Below are 15,835 nucleotides of genomic sequence, written 5' to 3' on the forward strand. Positions count from 1 at the left end.
TCCAGCAGCTCTTCGTCATCAACCATGTCACATTTGTTCAGGAACACGATGATGTAAGGAACGCCTACCTGACGACCCAGCAGGATGTGCTCACGAGTCTGAGGCATTGGGCCGTCAGTCGCAGCAACAACCAGGATCGCGCCGTCCATCTGCGCAGCACCGGTGATCATGTTCTTAACATAGTCGGCGTGGCCTGGGCAGTCTACGTGTGCGTAGTGGCGAGTCGGGGTGTCATATTCAACGTGAGAAGTGTTGATGGTGATACCACGCGCTTTTTCTTCTGGTGCGTTATCGATCTGGTCGAATGCACGAGCAGCACCGCCGTAGGTTTTAGCCAGTACGGTAGTGATTGCAGCGGTCAGGGTAGTTTTACCATGGTCAACGTGGCCGATAGTACCAACGTTGACGTGCGGTTTTGTACGTTCAAATTTTTCTTTAGACACGGCTATATTCCTTACTATAGTGCTCTCCCCTTCGGAGAGAGCACGGGACTTAGGTTTTAATCCTGTGGATTACTTACCACGGGCTTCGATAACGGCCTGAGCAACGTTGTTAGGCGCATCATCATACTTCAGGAATTCCATGGTGTATGATGCACGACCTTTGGTCAGAGAACGCAGCTGAGTTGCATATCCGAACATTTCAGACAGCGGAACTTCAGCATGGATCTTAACGCCAGTTACTTCGGATTCCTGACCGCGCAGCATACCGCGACGACGGCTCAAGTCACCGATAACGTCACCGGTGTTCTCTTCAGGAGTCTCTACTTCAACCTTCATGATTGGCTCAAGCAGAACTGGTTTTGCTTTCTTAAAGCCTTCTTTAAAGGCAATAGACGCAGCCAGTTTAAACGCCAGTTCAGAGGAGTCAACGTCGTGGTAAGAACCGAAGTGCAGACGGACACCCATGTCAACAACCGGATAGCCAGCCAGAGGGCCCGCTTTCAGCTGTTCCTGGATACCTTTATCAACGGCTGGGATGTATTCGCCAGGAATTACACCACCTTTGATGTCGTTGATGAACTCGTAACCTTTAGGGTTAGAGCCCGGCTCCAGTGGGTACATGTCGATCACAACGTGACCGTACTGACCGCGACCACCAGACTGCTTAGCGTGTTTACCTTCAACATCGGTAACTTTCGCACGAATCGCTTCGCGGTAAGCAACCTGAGGTTTACCCACGTTCGCTTCAACGTTGAATTCACGCTTCATACGGTCAACGATGATGTCCAGGTGCAGTTCACCCATACCAGCGATGATGGTCTGGTTAGATTCTTCATCAGTCCATACGCGGAATGATGGGTCTTCTTTCGCCAGACGGCCCAGAGCCAGACCCATTTTTTCCTGGTCAGCTTTGGTTTTTGGTTCAACCGCGATGGAGATTACCGGCTCAGGGAATTCCATACGCTCCAGAATGATCGGGTGATCCGGGTCACACAGGGTGTCACCAGTAGTCACGTCTTTCAGACCGATTGCTGCAGCGATGTCGCCCGCACGAACTTCTTTGATCTCTTCACGTTTGTTAGCGTGCATCTGTACGATACGGCCAAAACGTTCACGCGCCGTTTTCACGGAGTTCAGGATGGTGTCACCGGAGTTAACCACACCAGAGTAAACGCGGAAGAAGGTCAGGTTACCCACGAATGGGTCGGTAGCAATTTTGAACGCCAGTGCAGAGAACGGCTCTTCGTCGCTTGCGTGACGTTCAGCCGGAGTATCTTTACCGTCGTCCAGGATGCCGTTGATCGCAGGAACGTCAACCGGGGATGGCAGGTAATCAATTACCGCATCCAGCATCGCCTGAACACCTTTGTTCTTGAATGCAGAACCACAGGTTACCAGGATGATTTCGTTGTTCAGAACACGCTGACGCAGAGCTTTTTTGATCTCTTCTTCAGTCAGTTCTTCACCACCCAGGTATTTCTCCATCAGCTCTTCAGAAGCTTCAGCAGCGGATTCGATCAGGTTCTGGTGCCATTCGTCAGCCAGATCCTGCATCTCAGCTGGGATATCTTCGTATTCGAAGGTAACGCCCTGGTCTGCATCGTTCCAGTTGATGGCTTTCATTTTCACCAGGTCGATAACGCCGGTGAAGCCTTCTTCAGCACCAATTGCCAGCTGCAGCGGAACAGGGTTCGCGCCCAGACGGGATTTGATCTGACCAACAACTTTCAGGAAGTTAGCACCCATACGGTCCATTTTGTTAACGAACGCGATGCGTGGAACTTTATATTTGTTCGCCTGACGCCATACGGTCTCAGACTGTGGCTGAACACCACCAACTGCGCAATAAACCATTACCGCGCCGTCAAGAACACGCATGGAACGTTCTACTTCGATGGTGAAGTCAACGTGCCCTGGGGTGTCGATGATGTTAACGCGATGCGGTTCGTACTGCTTAGCCATACCTGACCAGAATGCAGTAGTCGCTGCGGAGGTGATAGTAATACCACGCTCCTGCTCCTGTTCCATCCAGTCCATGGTGGCTGCGCCGTCATGAACTTCACCGATTTTATGGTTTACACCGGTGTAGAACAGAATACGTTCGGTAGTAGTGGTCTTACCGGCGTCGATGTGCGCACTGATACCAATGTTACGGTAACGTGCGATGGGTGTTGTACGAGCCATTTGATTCCTCGTTTGTTTCTTTAGGCGTTCAGTTAAGTAACCCAGGACGGGCAGCTTCGCTGAAGCGCCCGCCTGGTGACTAATACTCCGAAGGGATTACCAACGGTAGTGTGCGAACGCCTTGTTGGCTTCTGCCATACGGTGAACGTCTTCACGTTTCTTAACTGCAGTACCTTTGTTTTCTGCAGCATCAGAAAGTTCGTTCGCCAGACGCAGAGCCATGGATTTATCACCGCGTTTACGAGCAGCTTCAACGATCCAACGCATTGCCAGAGCATTACGACGAACCGGACGAACTTCAACTGGAACCTGATAAGTAGAACCACCAACGCGGCGAGACTTAACTTCTACAGTCGGGCGCACGTTGTCGAGAGCGACTTCGAAAGCTTCCAGTTCATTTTTACCAGAGCGCTGAGCCAGGGTCTCCAGCGCGCTGTATACGATTGCTTCTGCAGTAGATTTTTTACCATCTACCATCAGGATATTTACAAATTTTGCCAGCAGTTCTGATCCGAATTTCGGATCTGGAAGAATTTTACGCTGACCAATGACGCGACGACGTGGCATGGGAATACTCCGTTGTTAATTCAGGATTGTCCAAAACTCTACGAGTTTAGTTTGACATTAAGATAAATCAGTTTGGCCTTACTTAACGGAGAACCATTAAGCCTTAGGACGCTTCACGCCGTACTTGGAGCGAGCCTGCTTACGGTCTTTAACACCTGAGCAGTCCAGCGCACCACGAACGGTGTGGTAACGAACACCCGGAAGGTCTTTAACACGACCGCCACGGATCAGGATCACGGAGTGCTCCTGCAGGTTGTGACCTTCACCACCGATGTAGGAAGTCACTTCGAAACCGTTAGTCAAACGCACACGGCATACTTTACGCAGTGCGGAGTTTGGTTTTTTAGGAGTGGTGGTATATACACGAGTACATACGCCACGTTTCTGCGGGCAGGCTTCCAGTGCAGGCACGTTGCTTTTTGCAACTTTGCGCGCACGTGGTTTGCGTACCAGCTGGTTAACTGTTGCCATTAAATAGCTCCTGGTTTTAGCTTTTGCTTCGTAAACACGTAATAAAACGACCTCATACAATATGAGGACGCGAAATTTTAGGGCTACGTCGAAAAGGTGTCAAGAAATATACAGCGATCTCGGATCACCAGTTCATTTGACTGGCGTGTGTCACAGTAAGATTGACGAAATCAGTATAGCCAACCACGTCAATTTTGGCTGAAATTTGACCAGAAAGACCTCGCGCCTCAAGATCGTCTTTCAGCGCAGAGACGGATATGGGGGCATTGCTGAGAATTTCAACGAAACGACTCCCTTCAAGCGCAGCCAGTACGCCATCCTGAATCAGCAGCAGGTCATCACCTTCGCGCAGCATGCTCAGTAATGCGTCGATATCACAATGCCACGGTGAACGGCTCAGGGTATGGAGCATGTCAGCCTCAGAAATTCAGAACAGTGTCGTAATGGGAAAGTTGGTCGCGCAGCGCGTCGGCCGGGAGGAGTGTTACATCCAGCACGAAAGACGTCTTATCGCTCAGACCGCGCGCAGCCAGAGAATCAGCGCAGACAAAAAAGGTTTCAATGTCGTAAAGCGGCAGCACTTTAAAGGTCGCGATGTAATCCCGCGCCAGAATAGCCTGCGGCTGCTGGCCCGCCAGAAGCTGGAACACGCCATCCCCTAAAAAGAAGACACCGATGTCTTCGGTCAGCGCTGATGTTGCGAGCAACGCATCCAGCCCTTCTCTGCCGGACGCACTACCGTGCGGAGCAGATGAAAAAACAAACGCCACGCGTTTCATCAGAATTGCACCACTCTGTCGCAGGTTAACGCAGCCTGTGCCAGTGCGCCCAGACCGCTCAACGTAAACCCCGGCTGCAGGTTGGCCCCTGGCAAGCCAAGACGTTCAGCTTCGGTGGCATCGGTCACGCCGCGACGCAGGGCTGCCGCCACGCAGATATGCAGCGCAACCCCCCTTGTCTCGTTCAGCGTCTGCCAGGCGCGCACCAGATCAAATTCATCGCTGGCCGGTGAGGTAAACTGGTTGGCGTTATACACCCCTTCCCGATAAAAGAAGACGCTCACCAGCTCATGTCCGGCAGCCAGTAACGCATGCGCAAACTGCAGCGCGCTGCTGGCCTGCTGAGTACCATACGCCGGGCCTGTCACCATCAGCGAAAAACGCATTACTTGTCTTGCCCCTGGAAATCACCGCTTTTGAACTGGCGGATGTAGAGGTAGACCGTATGCTTGGAAATGTTCAGGCGATCGGCCACCTGGTTAATGGCGTCTTTGATGTCAAAAATCCCTTTCTCATAGAGATTCAGCACGATCTGACGATTCTTGGCGTTGTTCGATACGTTGCGATCGGCATTCACCTCTTCGATAGTGAACTCAAGCGTCTGCGTCACCAGATCTTCAACAGAGGAGGCAAAGTTAACTGAGGACCCAACGTCCGGCGTTTCAGGCGGTATGAAAGTGCTCATGATTTGCGAGAACGGCACATCAAGGTTCATGTTGATGCACAACAGACCGATCACGCGATGCTCGCGATTTCGAATCGCGATGGTTTCTGATTTCATCAGTACGCCGCTTTTGGCGCGGGTGAAATAACATTTGGAGACGCTGCTGTCCGCGCCGGTCATGTCATGCAGCATACGCAATGCAAGGTCGGTGATTGGCGAACCAATTTTACGGCCAGTATGCTCACCATTAGCAATGCGGATGGCGGAACACTTAAGATCTTGCAGGGAGTGCAATACGATTTCGCAGTGGGACCCAATGAGCATCGCTAACCCGTCCACTACCGCCTCGTAGGATTTCAGAATATCGAAGTCGGTCTGGTCGAAAGGACGTTGATCCAGTAAATCAAGTTCACTGGTTTCGTTGGTTAAAAGCGACCTGGACATGAAAAAAACACTCCTTTTCAGGAGCCTGTCGTTAGGTTTTCAGGGCAGGCTCATTATCTACACGGACAACTAAATTAATACAGCGTGCATAACGCTTTCCAGTGTTAATTATATCTGCCCCACAATAAAAAAAACCGCCGCCTTAAAGGCGGCGGTTTTCATTCCATTACTTCTTCGCGTCTGTCGCAGCTTTCTGTTCTGCCTGCGCTTCTGGTTTCGCATCAGCTTTCGGCGCTGGCTTGATATCGAGCAGCTCTACGTCAAAGACCAGGGTAGAGTTAGCAGGGATACCTGGAACGCCGGTTTTGCCATATGCCAGATCCGGTGGAATAACCAGTTTGATCTTGCCACCTTTCTTGATGTTTTTCAGACCTTCAGTCCAGCCTGGGATCACACCATCCAGACGGAAGGAGAGAGGCTCACCACGGGTGTAAGAGTTATCGAACTCTTTACCGTCGATCAGCGTACCTTTGTAGTTAACCACGACAGTATCGCTGTCTTTAGGCGCATCACCGGTACCTTCTTTCTCAACTTTGTACACCAGACCCGTAGAGGAGGTTTTCACGCCCTTCTCTTTAGCAAAGGTATCGCGGTAGGCTTTGCCTTTCGCTTCGTTGTCTTTTGCATCCGCTTCCATCTTAGTCTGAGCGGCACCTTTCACACGTGCTTCGAACGCCTGCAGAGTCTGTTCAATTTCCTGGTCAGACAGTTTGCTCTTATCTGCAAATGCGTCCTGAACGCCCGCGATCAGCTGAGCTTTGTCCAGTTTAATGCCCAGTTTCTCTTGTTCTTTCAGAGAGTTTTCCATGTAACGACCCAGAGATGCGCCAAGTGCGTAGGCGGATTTCTGGTCGTCATTTTTGAACGCCGCTTTGCTGTCTGCAGTTGCAGCAGGCTTCGCAGCAGTATCAGCAGCGAAGGACAGCGGCGCGTTCAGCGCAACAGCCATCGTCGTCGCCAGCAGCGTTACTTTAAACAGTGATTTCATCCATATCTCCAGGGCCTGGGGACTCTCACCCCAGCGTTAAACGTAAATGAGTTACGTACTATAAAACGTTGCGGAAGAAATCTACAGACAGACTCTCCCGATTCTCGCCACTTTTCAGACTATTTTTGTTTAAATAAGTTTCTTGCCAAGGGGATAGATACTGAACTTAAGGATAAACTCAGTTAAACTTCGCCGCCGCTGGCCGATTGTGGTTAATGAGATACAACGAGGTGAATGATGAAGGACACAATGTTAGAAGCGAGAATGGCTGAGCTGGAAAGCCGCCTGGCTTTTCAGGACATCACCATCGAAGAGCTAAACCAGACCGTGACCGCACATGAACTGGAAATGGCGAAACTGCGGGATCTCATGCGCCTGCTGACGGACAAACTGAAGGCCACACAGCCGTCACATATTGCCTCTCAGTCAGAAGAGACGCCACCACCTCATTATTGAGGCGTAAAAAAAGCGGGATTATTATCCCGCTTTTTTATTTTCCGCATAACGGAATTAGTGGCAACCGCAGCCGCCGTTACCGCAACCACCTTTACCGTGGTCGTGACCATGGTCGTGATCGTGGCCGTGACCACCACAGCAGCCGTCGTGGCCGTGATCGTGGTCATGGTCGTGACCGTGCGCACCGTGAACGTGGCCATGAGCCAGCTCTTCTTCGGTCGCTTCACGGATCGCAACAACTTCTACGTTGAATTTCAGGTTCTGGCCAGCAAGCATGTGGTTGCCGTCAACCACAACGTGGTCGTCTTCCACTTCAGTGATTTCAACAGGAACCGGACCCTGGTCAGTTTCCGCCAGGAAGCGCATGCCAACCTGCAGTTCGTCAACGCCCATGAACACGTCTTTAGGAACGCGCTGCACCAGGTTGTCGTCGTACTGACCGTAAGCGTCGTTCGCGCCAACAGCAACGTCGAATTTGTCGCCAACGTCATGACCTTCCAGCGCGTTTTCCAGGCCGGAAATCAGGGAACCGTGACCATGCAGGTAGTCAAGCGGCGCACTCACCGGAGACTCATCAACCAACACACCGTCTTCTGTACGTACCTGATAGGCCAGGCTGACCACCAGGTCTTTTGCTACTTTCATGATATCTCCTGAGCAAGGGAAAATTGCTGGCGCAGATTGTAGCGGAAATCTGCACCCGTGTACCCTTTAGCTTAAAAAAACTCAGGGCATATCGCTAGTCCGGATGAAAAATCCCGATAACTTGCTCTTCTTTGCGAACATGATCGCGGGCTTCTTTATCCGCCTCGCGCATCTGATGACCGCACTTAACACACTCTACGACATCAATATTATTTTCCCGCCACATCGCCAGCGTATCTTGCGCCTGGCAGCTCGGGCATTTTGCGCCCGCAATAAAGCGTTTACGTACAGCCATCTTTCGTTACCCTTTATTCAAATTCATCCCAGCCATCGAGCTGGCGTCGTTCCTGTTGCATCTCACGCTGGAAAATTTCTTCCAGCTCCCGACGCGCTTCCCGCACGCGGGAGATCTGCGCCGTATCAGAGTGTACCGGCATTAATTCGCGCAGCATTCGCATGTCCAGCCGGCGAAAATGCATCTGAGCCCGCTGAGCCTGATGGGGATGCATGCCCAGCGAAATCAGCGCTTTACGCCCCAACTCCAGCGCACTGGAAAATGTCTCACGGGAGAAGTGTTTCACACCTGCCTGCAGCAGTTCGTGCGCTTCAACACGTCCACGCGCACGCGCCAGAATATGCAGATGCGGGAAATGCTGCTGACACAGTTCCACCAGCTTCATCGTATCTTCCGGATCGTTGCAGGTAATCACGATGGATTCTGCCGCTTCTGCTCCCGCTGAACGCAACAGTTCGAGCTGGGTCGCGTCGCCGTAGTAAACCTTGTAGCCGTATTTACGCATCAGGTTCACCGCGCTGATATCGCGCTCCAGTACCGTAATGCGCATTTTGTTCGCCATCAGCAGACGTCCAATCACCTGCCCAAAGCGGCCAAAGCCCACCACAATCACCTGCGGCTTATCATCCTCCACCCACGGCATCTCATCTTCATCCTCTGTCGGATTTAAGCGCCGCGAGAGCAGCTTATCCACCAGCCTGATGAGCAGCGGGGTGGTCATCATCGACAGCGTGACCGTTACCAGCAGCAGCGCCATCTGATCGTCTTTAAACAGCTTCTGGGAGGAGGCGGTGGAGAACAGCACGAACGCGAACTCTCCGCCCTGACTTAAGACGCTGGCAAACTGCATGCGCTCGGAACTGCGCAGCCCGTATATCCGTGCCATGACGTACAGCACCAGCGTTTTTACCGCCACCAGCACAACAACGCTCATCACCACCCACAGCAAATGGGTATAGAGCACGCCCAGGTTGAGCGCCATTCCCACCGAAATAAAGAACAGCCCTAACAGCAGCCCTTTAAACGGATCGATAGCCGTTTCCAGTTCGTGACGATATTCGCTTTCGGCAAGGAGCACCCCGGCGATAAACGTACCGAGCGCCATCGACAGCCCCAGCGCGTCCATAAACAATGCCGAGCCCAGCACCAGCAGCAGCGTCGCGGCAGTAAACACCTCGCGCACGCCAGAGGCGGCAATAAAACGAAACACCGGCCGCAGCAGGAAACGTCCGCCAATCAGCATGCCGGCGAAGGCCAGCACCTTCATGGAGATTTTGACCCAGTCAAAATGATCGTCACCAGAGCCTGCCAGTAACGGCACCAGTGCCAGCGCCGGGATCACGGCCAGGTCCTGAAACAGCAGTACCGAAAAGCCCAGCTGTCCTGCCTCGTTGCGGTTCATCCCTTTGTCACGCATTAGCTGCAGCGCCATCGCTGTCGACGACATCGCAAGACCTATTCCGCCGATCACCGCCGCCTGCCACGAGAAGTTGGTCAGCATTAACAGCCCGGCCAGAATCGCAGCACTGAACAAGACCTGCGCCGCCCCCACGCCAAATATCGATCGCCGGAGCTGCCACAGTTTTGACGGGTTCAGTTCGAGGCCAATGATGAACATCAGGAACACCACGCCCAGTTCAGAGAAGTGGAGAATTTCATCCACATCGCTGATGAACCCCAGCCCCCAGGGGCCAATGGCGATCCCGGCCAGCAGGTAGCCCAGCACCGCGCCAATGCCCAGCCGGGCGGCCAGCGGAACCGCCACCACTGCGGCAAATAAAAACAGCACGCCGGCCAGGAGTAAATTCGATCCTTCCATTAGCGACCTCCCGCCGAAATCGGTGATGCCAGCCAATCGCCATACGCTCTGGCGTGGCTCGCCAGCGCTTCAGGCTTCTGGCGACGCGCCCAGTAGACAATAATCGGGCTCATCCAGTGCATGCGGCACATCGCGGCCGTCAGCTCAAACGGCCGCAGGATATCGCTCATGGGATAACGGTTAAGACCGTCGTGGCGGTAAGCGCTCTCTGGCTCACCGGTCGTAATGACACTGCGCCAGTACTTTCCCGCCAGCTGGTTGCCCCCCACCCCGCTGGAGAACCCCCGGCTCAGCACACGGTCCAGCCACTCTTTCAGCAGTGCCGGACAGCTATAGGTATAAAGCGGATGCTGGAACACAATCACGTCATGCTGACGCAGCAGTTCCTGCTCGTAAGGAATATCAATAAAGAAATCAGGATAGTGCGCGTAGAGATCGTGCACCGTCACATTGCTGAGCTGAGTAGCCGGCTTAAGCAGAACCCGGTTTGCCACCGAGTCCTGAGATTCCGGATGGGCATACAGCAGCAGCACTTTCGCTGTCTGAGACATCACTCCCCTCCCGGTTCTGTTTCTGTTTTTGTGTATCGTCGTTGTTTTGGGCTACCATGGCGGCCCGGTGCGGAAAATGGCCCACACCTTACATTATCATAATGACAAATTAACATAGTCGGAACATACGGCGCTTCTATGATTGTTTTCTCCTCGTTACAAATTCGCCGCGGCGTGCGCGTCCTGCTGGATAACGCCTCCGCCACCATCAATCCCGGTCAAAAAGTGGGTCTGGTCGGCAAAAACGGCTGCGGAAAATCGACCCTGCTTGCGCTGCTGAAAAACGAGATTAGCGCTGACGGCGGTAACTTTACCTATCCGGGCAACTGGCAGCTTGCCTGGGTAAATCAGGAGACGCCTGCCCTGAGCGAACCCGCTCTCGACTATGTTATCGACGGCGATCGTGAATACCGTAAGCTGGAAGCTGAACTGAACGCCGCCAACGAGCGTAATGACGGTCATGCTATCGCCACCGTCCACGGTAAGCTGGACGCCATCGACGCATGGACCATTCGCTCCCGCGCCTCCAGCCTGCTGCACGGTCTGGGTTTCAGCAACGAACAGCTTGAACGCCCCGTCAGCGACTTCTCCGGCGGCTGGCGTATGCGCCTTAACCTGGCGCAGGCACTGATTTGCCGTTCCGACCTGCTGCTGCTTGATGAACCCACTAACCACCTCGATCTCGATGCGGTTATTTGGCTGGAGAAGTGGCTCAAGAGCTATCAGGGCACTCTGATTCTGATCTCCCACGACCGCGACTTCCTCGACCCGGTGGTGGATAAAATCATTCATATCGAACAGCAAAGCCTGTTTGAATACACCGGCAACTACAGCTCATTCGAGCGCCAGCGCGCGACGCGCCTTGCTCAACAGCAGGCGATGTATGAAAGCCAGCAGCAGCGCGTGGCGCATCTGCAAAGCTTTGTTGACCGCTTCAAGGCAAAAGCGTCTAAAGCCAAGCAGGCCCAGAGCCGCATCAAGATGCTGGAACGCATGGAGATGATCGCCCCGGCGCACGTCGATAACCCGTTCCACTTCAGTTTTCGCGAGCCCGAGAGCCTGCCGAACCCACTGCTGAAGATGGAAAAGGTGAGCGCTGGCTACGGCGATCGCATTATTCTCGACTCCATCAAGCTCAACCTGGTGCCGGGTTCACGTATTGGTCTGCTGGGGCGTAACGGCGCCGGTAAATCGACGCTGATTAAACTGCTGGCGGGCGAGCTTAACCCGGTCAGCGGCGAGATCGGCCTGGCAAAAGGCATTAAGCTTGGCTACTTCGCCCAGCATCAGCTGGAATTCTTACGCGCGGATGAATCGCCCATCCAGCACCTCGCGCGACTGGCGCCGCAGGAGATGGAGCAGAAGCTGCGCGATTACCTTGGCGGCTTTGGCTTCCAGGGCGATAAAGTCACCGAAAACACCGAACGTTTCTCCGGCGGCGAGAAAGCACGTCTGGTGCTGGCGCTTATCGTCTGGCAGCGCCCGAACCTGCTGCTGCTCGATGAGCCTACAAACCACCTCGATCTCGACATGCGTCAGGCGCTGACCGAAGCGTTAATTGAGTTTGAAGGCGCGCTGGTTGTCGTCTCGCACGATCGTCACCTGATCCGCTCCACAACGGACGATCTCTATTTAGTGCACGATGGCAAAGTCGAGCCGTTCGATGGCGATCTGGAAGACTACCAGCAGTGGCTGACGGACGTGCAGAAGCAGGAAAACCAGCCGGACGACTCGTCGAAAGATAACGCCAACAGCGCCCAGGCGCGTAAAGACCAGAAGCGCCGTGAAGCGGAACTGCGTACTCAAACCCAGCCGCTGCGTAAAGAGATTGCCCGTCTCGAAAAGGAGATGGAGAAACTTAACGCTCTGCTGGCTACCGTTGAAGAGAAGCTGGGCGACAGCGGTCTGTATGACCAGAGCCGTAAGGCGGAACTGACCGACTGCCTGCAGACTCAGGCGAAGACGAAATCCAGCCTCGAAGCGTGCGAGATGGCGTGGCTGGACGCCCAGGAACAGCTGGAAGCCATGCTGCAGGCCGACTAAATCCCCGGGAGGGTTATGAGTTTCGATATCACGAGCGACATTACATTTCGTAAACTCAGCATCTTCATGACCTTTATGGAGAAGGGCAATATCGCCCGTACCGCCGAAGCGCTTGGCCTGAGCGGCGTTAGCGTGCACCGCGCGCTGCATACTCTCGAAGAAAATGTGCGCTGCCCGCTCTTTACGCACAAAGGTCGCAATCTCATTGCGCTGCCTTCAGCCTGGACGCTGCTGGAATATTGTCAGGAAGTGATGCAGGTAATGGCGCGCGGGCTGGAAGAAGCGCGCAAAACGGCCGGCGTTGGCCAGGGACGACTGCGTGTCGGCACGCTCTACTCGCTGACGCTGGAAACCGTGCCACGCCTGATTATGGGGATGAAACTGCGCCGTCCGGACCTGGAGATGGACCTGACGATGGGCTCTAACGAGACCCTGTTGCGTATGCTGGACGACGGTTTGCTCGACGCCATCCTCATCTCTATTTCCGAAAGCGATATCGATCGCAACAGTCTGGAAGTGCTCCCCCTGTTCCATGACGACATTTTTCTTGCCGCGCCTGCCTCTGCCACGCTGAACACCAGCGGGCCTGCCGACTTACGTGATTACAAAGACCAGAAGTTTGTCGCGCTGTCGGAAGGGTTTGCCACCTACGCCGGGTTTCAGGAGGCGTTTCATATTGCCGGTTTCGAACCGGAAATCGTCACCCGCGTAAATGACATTTTCTCGATGCTGAGTCTGGTGCAGGCGGGCGTGGGCTTTACGCTCATGCCAGGCAGAATGAAGAAAGTGTATGAGAACTCAGTACAGCTACTGAAGCTGGCTCAGCCATATCAAATGCAGCAGTTGATTGCCATTGTGTTTGCCCGCAACCGCGAGCAAGACCCCAGCCTGCGGGCACTGGCAGCCGAAGGGCGAATGTATGCCCGCAGTATCGCCACCGACCCTGCGCAGACCCTACCGCTGTAGCCGCTTAGCCAGGTGTACCGCCACGTCAACACCACTGCGCTCCAGCGAAACTGACTCCCCTTCCCAGGCCGCCTGACGCGTCAGGCAGGTCAGTACTCCGCCAGGTGGCATTTCAATCGCCAGCCGAGCTTCACGCTCGTTGGCAGAAATCACCGCTTCCTGCCAGCGCACCGTGCGCGCCATATTCATCGCCAGATCGTCCGCGATTTTCTCAGGCGTCCAGAGCACGCGTCCTGTGCTGCCGCTCAGGTAAGCACAGCGCGGGCGTGTGAGCGTGACGGATGTGAACGCCTCCACCAGCTTGTGCGCCGGCTCCGCCAGCAGTTCGCAATGGGAAGGCACGCTGACGGTCAGCCGATGCGCCTTATTAGCCCCTTTTGCCAGCGCGCGTTTCGCCACCTGCGCCATCCCCTCATCGGTGCCGGCGATCACAATCTGTGTTTCCGCGTTCAAATTGGCGATATACGTTCCGGTGCCTTCCAGCAACGCTTCAACCTGAGGCAGGGTCAGCCCCATTATCGCGGTCAGGCCATAACCGTGCGGATAGGCTTGCTCCATGAGATCGCCACGCAGCGCGACCAGCTTCAGCGCGTCGGCAAATTCCAGCGCACCGGCAATGACCGCGGCCGGATACGCGCCAATAGACAGACCGCTGACGATATCCGGTGCCACGCCGCGTTGTTCAAGCTCACGCGCCCAGGCAACACCGGCAATTAACAACGAAAGCTGAACGGCTCGCGTGTGGGTTAACGCTGCCGCGGTATCCAGCATATCGACTTCGCCACCCAATACCTCGCGGGCCTGCTCCAGCGTCGTGCCAGGCAGGTTTTGCAGCATACCGACATGCTGGGTGCCCTGCCCTGGAAAGGTAAACAGTATTTTCATCACTCCTCCCTGTGCCACGGGTCCGCCACCAGGCGCGGCCCACGGCGGGTCTTCAGCAACGTTTTGCCGTCGCGCAGCCACTCCGTCAGCGCAAAGCCGCCTTCAGGGGTGTCGACCTGGGTGTCTGCCCGACATAACGCGCGGCTGAGCTGTGACGCCCAGACACGAAAAGCGTCAGCCGACAGAGGCTGAGGGGCTCGCACCAGCAGATCGAGATCGCTGTCGGCATGAATGACCGGGATACCGGTCGCCAGGGCGTAGCCCGTGCTGCCCGTAATTCCCCACGTCCACGGCCATGCCTGCTGAGAAAGTTGCGATGCCACCTGCACCGGTGGCTGAGTCACAAACGGTGAACGCAGAAGATCGGCGGTCACGCTCAACGCCTCGGGTGAGACCACCCGCACGACGTTGTCTGGCTTCACCCAACCGGCCGCCCGCTGGTCGCGGCGTAAACCGCGTACGCCAACGGGAATACGGCCAGCGTTATCAACATCACGCCGCACGACCACCGGCAAACCGGTATGCCATACCGTATCCACCCAGTCGTCAGTGATGCCTTCCAGCGCGTCACGCGCGTTAAGCCAGATGAGGTCGTGAGGGCGTAATGTTGTGGTCATGATTACATTCCTGAAGTCAGCGAGATAAACAGTGGCAGCGACAGGATACACAGTACCGAGCTTAACAGCAGCACCGCTTCCGCATCCGGAGACTGCACGCCAAAGCGGTTACCGAACACCACGCCGAAGAAACCGGCTGAGAGCGCAATCATCAGGATAGCGGTGATCGCCACGGAGCCGTGCAGACCGAAGATCAGAACGATACCCCAGGCAATCGCAGGCTGGATCAGCAGCTTGGCTACGGTTGAGGTAATCACCATGGTGTTGATCTGCAGCTTACGCGCAGAGAGGATCACCCCGGTCAGGAACAGCGCGGCAGCCGTTGCAGAAAGCCCCAGTGGCTTAATGGCGGCCAGAACAAGTTCAGGCATTTTGATGCCGATAGCAGACAAAATCACACCCAGCAGGGGACCCATCACAATCGGTTTTTTAATCGAGCGCCACATCAGCACCGGCAGCATCGAGAGCGTTGAACCGGAGTTATTGCCTTCGGCACGCGCTTTTTCACGTTCCAGAATCAGCAGGCAGAACGGCGTCATCAGTACCGAACCACAGGCAATAGAGACCGCCACGGACAGTGAGGTTGAAGAACTTTCACCCAGCACGCTGCCCAGAATCGGCAAGCCAAGCGCGGCATAGTTTGGCAGCGCAACCGTCAGCGTAAGCACGGCGGCATCCTGTGGGGATTTTTTAAAGACGCAGGTCGCGAGGAAGTAAATGGCCGCGTAGGTTATCCACATCGCCAGGGTCAGCACCAGAATCAGCGGTGACTGGGCTACGATGCCAGTCCACGGGGTTTGCACCGTGGCGCTGAACAGCGCGGCAGGCAAAGCAAAATCCATGACGAAGATATTGAGCAGGGAGACATTTTTGTTATCGACCATCTTTGCCTTACCGGCCCAGAATCCCAGCAGCATGATGACGAAAATCGGTGCAAGAGCATGAACAATTACGTAAGTCATAATTCACCTGTAGTAAAAAAGTTTAAGCACTGGCGCGATGATTATTATTTTCAGGA

At 54.6% G+C, this 15,835-nt stretch carries 19 protein-coding genes; 3 read left to right on the forward strand and 16 right to left on the reverse strand.

What is annotated here, in order from left to right; all coding sequences use genetic code 11:
• From BJ887_RS21985 to fkpA, 9 genes are all read right to left on the reverse strand, one after another.
• On the reverse strand, positions 1-443 hold a 443-nt coding region (locus tag BJ887_RS21985; RefSeq protein WP_001674038.1), incomplete at its 3' end, for a GTP-binding protein.
• 69 nt (positions 444-512) lie between these two features.
• Positions 513-2,627: an elongation factor G gene (fusA, locus tag BJ887_RS21990; RefSeq protein WP_014171904.1), complete on the reverse strand. Its 2,115-nt coding sequence runs from the start codon at positions 2,625-2,627 to the stop codon at positions 513-515.
• Positions 2,628-2,723: 96 nt separating this feature from the next.
• Positions 2,724-3,194: a 30S ribosomal protein S7 gene (gene rpsG, locus BJ887_RS21995; protein WP_003861706.1), complete on the reverse strand. Its 471-nt coding sequence runs from the start codon at positions 3,192-3,194 to the stop codon at positions 2,724-2,726.
• Between the two features lie 96 nt (positions 3,195-3,290).
• Positions 3,291-3,665 (reverse strand): 30S ribosomal protein S12, encoded by a 375-nt coding sequence (rpsL, locus tag BJ887_RS22000; RefSeq protein WP_000246815.1) that lies wholly within the window; start codon positions 3,663-3,665, stop codon positions 3,291-3,293.
• Between the two features lie 124 nt (positions 3,666-3,789).
• Positions 3,790-4,077 (reverse strand): sulfurtransferase complex subunit TusB, encoded by a 288-nt coding sequence (tusB, locus tag BJ887_RS22005; RefSeq protein ID WP_014171906.1) that lies wholly within the window; start codon positions 4,075-4,077, stop codon positions 3,790-3,792.
• Between the two features lie 7 nt (positions 4,078-4,084).
• The gene (gene tusC, locus BJ887_RS22010) at positions 4,085-4,444 is read right to left on the reverse strand and encodes a sulfurtransferase complex subunit TusC (RefSeq protein ID WP_014171907.1); all 360 of its coding nucleotides are present in this window, start codon (positions 4,442-4,444) and stop codon (positions 4,085-4,087) included.
• Complete coding sequence (tusD, locus tag BJ887_RS22015; protein ID WP_020884604.1) at positions 4,444-4,830, reverse strand: sulfurtransferase complex subunit TusD; 387 nt, start codon at positions 4,828-4,830, stop codon at positions 4,444-4,446. Before tusD ends, tusC begins: the two co-directional genes overlap by 1 nt.
• Positions 4,830-5,552, reverse strand: coding sequence for a transcriptional regulator (locus tag BJ887_RS22020; RefSeq protein WP_014171909.1), 723 nt, complete (start codon positions 5,550-5,552; stop codon positions 4,830-4,832). Before BJ887_RS22020 ends, tusD begins: the two co-directional genes overlap by 1 nt.
• Before the next feature lie 166 nt (positions 5,553-5,718).
• Positions 5,719-6,540, reverse strand: coding sequence for an FKBP-type peptidyl-prolyl cis-trans isomerase (fkpA, locus tag BJ887_RS22025; protein ID WP_014171910.1), 822 nt, complete (start codon positions 6,538-6,540; stop codon positions 5,719-5,721).
• A 237-nt stretch (positions 6,541-6,777) separates the two neighbouring features.
• Here fkpA and BJ887_RS22030 point away from each other — a divergent pair, with 237 nt between their 5' ends.
• On the forward strand, positions 6,778-6,996 hold the full coding sequence (locus BJ887_RS22030) for a protein SlyX (RefSeq protein ID WP_020884603.1): 219 nt from the start codon (positions 6,778-6,780) through the stop codon (positions 6,994-6,996).
• A 54-nt stretch (positions 6,997-7,050) separates the two neighbouring features.
• On the opposite strand, the gene slyD is transcribed toward BJ887_RS22030, so the two are convergent.
• The 4 genes from slyD to kefG all read right to left on the reverse strand — a co-directional run bounded on the left by slyD (position 7,051) and on the right by kefG (position 10,306).
• Positions 7,051-7,641: a peptidylprolyl isomerase gene (gene slyD, locus BJ887_RS22035; protein ID WP_014171912.1), complete on the reverse strand. Its 591-nt coding sequence runs from the start codon at positions 7,639-7,641 to the stop codon at positions 7,051-7,053.
• Between the two features lie 94 nt (positions 7,642-7,735).
• Positions 7,736-7,936 (reverse strand): YheV family putative zinc ribbon protein, encoded by a 201-nt coding sequence (locus BJ887_RS22040; RefSeq protein WP_013099038.1) that lies wholly within the window; start codon positions 7,934-7,936, stop codon positions 7,736-7,738.
• Positions 7,937-7,949: 13 nt separating this feature from the next.
• A complete protein-coding gene (kefB, locus tag BJ887_RS22045; RefSeq protein WP_020884602.1) occupies positions 7,950-9,755 on the reverse strand; it encodes a glutathione-regulated potassium-efflux system protein KefB in 1,806 nt (601 codons plus the stop codon).
• Positions 9,755-10,306 (reverse strand): glutathione-regulated potassium-efflux system ancillary protein KefG, encoded by a 552-nt coding sequence (gene kefG, locus BJ887_RS22050; RefSeq protein WP_020884601.1) that lies wholly within the window; start codon positions 10,304-10,306, stop codon positions 9,755-9,757. Before kefG ends, kefB begins: the two co-directional genes overlap by 1 nt.
• Positions 10,307-10,444: 138 nt before the next feature.
• Here kefG and BJ887_RS22055 point away from each other — a divergent pair, with 138 nt between their 5' ends.
• Positions 10,445-12,349, forward strand: coding sequence for an ABC transporter ATP-binding protein (locus tag BJ887_RS22055; protein WP_020884600.1), 1,905 nt, complete (start codon positions 10,445-10,447; stop codon positions 12,347-12,349).
• 15 nt (positions 12,350-12,364) lie between these two features.
• Complete coding sequence (locus BJ887_RS22060) at positions 12,365-13,315, forward strand: LysR family transcriptional regulator (protein ID WP_014171916.1); 951 nt, start codon at positions 12,365-12,367, stop codon at positions 13,313-13,315.
• Here the strand turns inward: BJ887_RS22060 and mdcH are convergent.
• Genes mdcH through BJ887_RS22075 form a run of 3 tightly spaced genes read right to left on the reverse strand, consistent with a single transcriptional unit; the run spans position 13,304 to position 15,779 of the window.
• Positions 13,304-14,200, reverse strand: a complete 897-nt coding sequence (gene mdcH / locus BJ887_RS22065) for a malonate decarboxylase subunit epsilon (RefSeq protein WP_041162885.1) — start codon at positions 14,198-14,200, stop codon at positions 13,304-13,306. The genes BJ887_RS22060 and mdcH overlap by 12 nt on opposite strands.
• The gene (locus BJ887_RS22070) at positions 14,200-14,817 is read right to left on the reverse strand and encodes a malonate decarboxylase holo-ACP synthase (protein WP_121340451.1); all 618 of its coding nucleotides are present in this window, start codon (positions 14,815-14,817) and stop codon (positions 14,200-14,202) included. Before BJ887_RS22070 ends, mdcH begins: the two co-directional genes overlap by 1 nt.
• Before the next feature lie 2 nt (positions 14,818-14,819).
• Positions 14,820-15,779 (reverse strand): AEC family transporter, encoded by a 960-nt coding sequence (locus BJ887_RS22075; RefSeq protein WP_121340452.1) that lies wholly within the window; start codon positions 15,777-15,779, stop codon positions 14,820-14,822.
• Positions 15,780-15,835: the final 56 nt, after the last annotated feature.

The organism is Enterobacter sp. WPR_3_1, from assembly GCF_003635055.1.
GTDB classification, from domain to species: Bacteria; Pseudomonadota; Gammaproteobacteria; order Enterobacterales; family Enterobacteriaceae; genus Enterobacter; species Enterobacter ludwigii.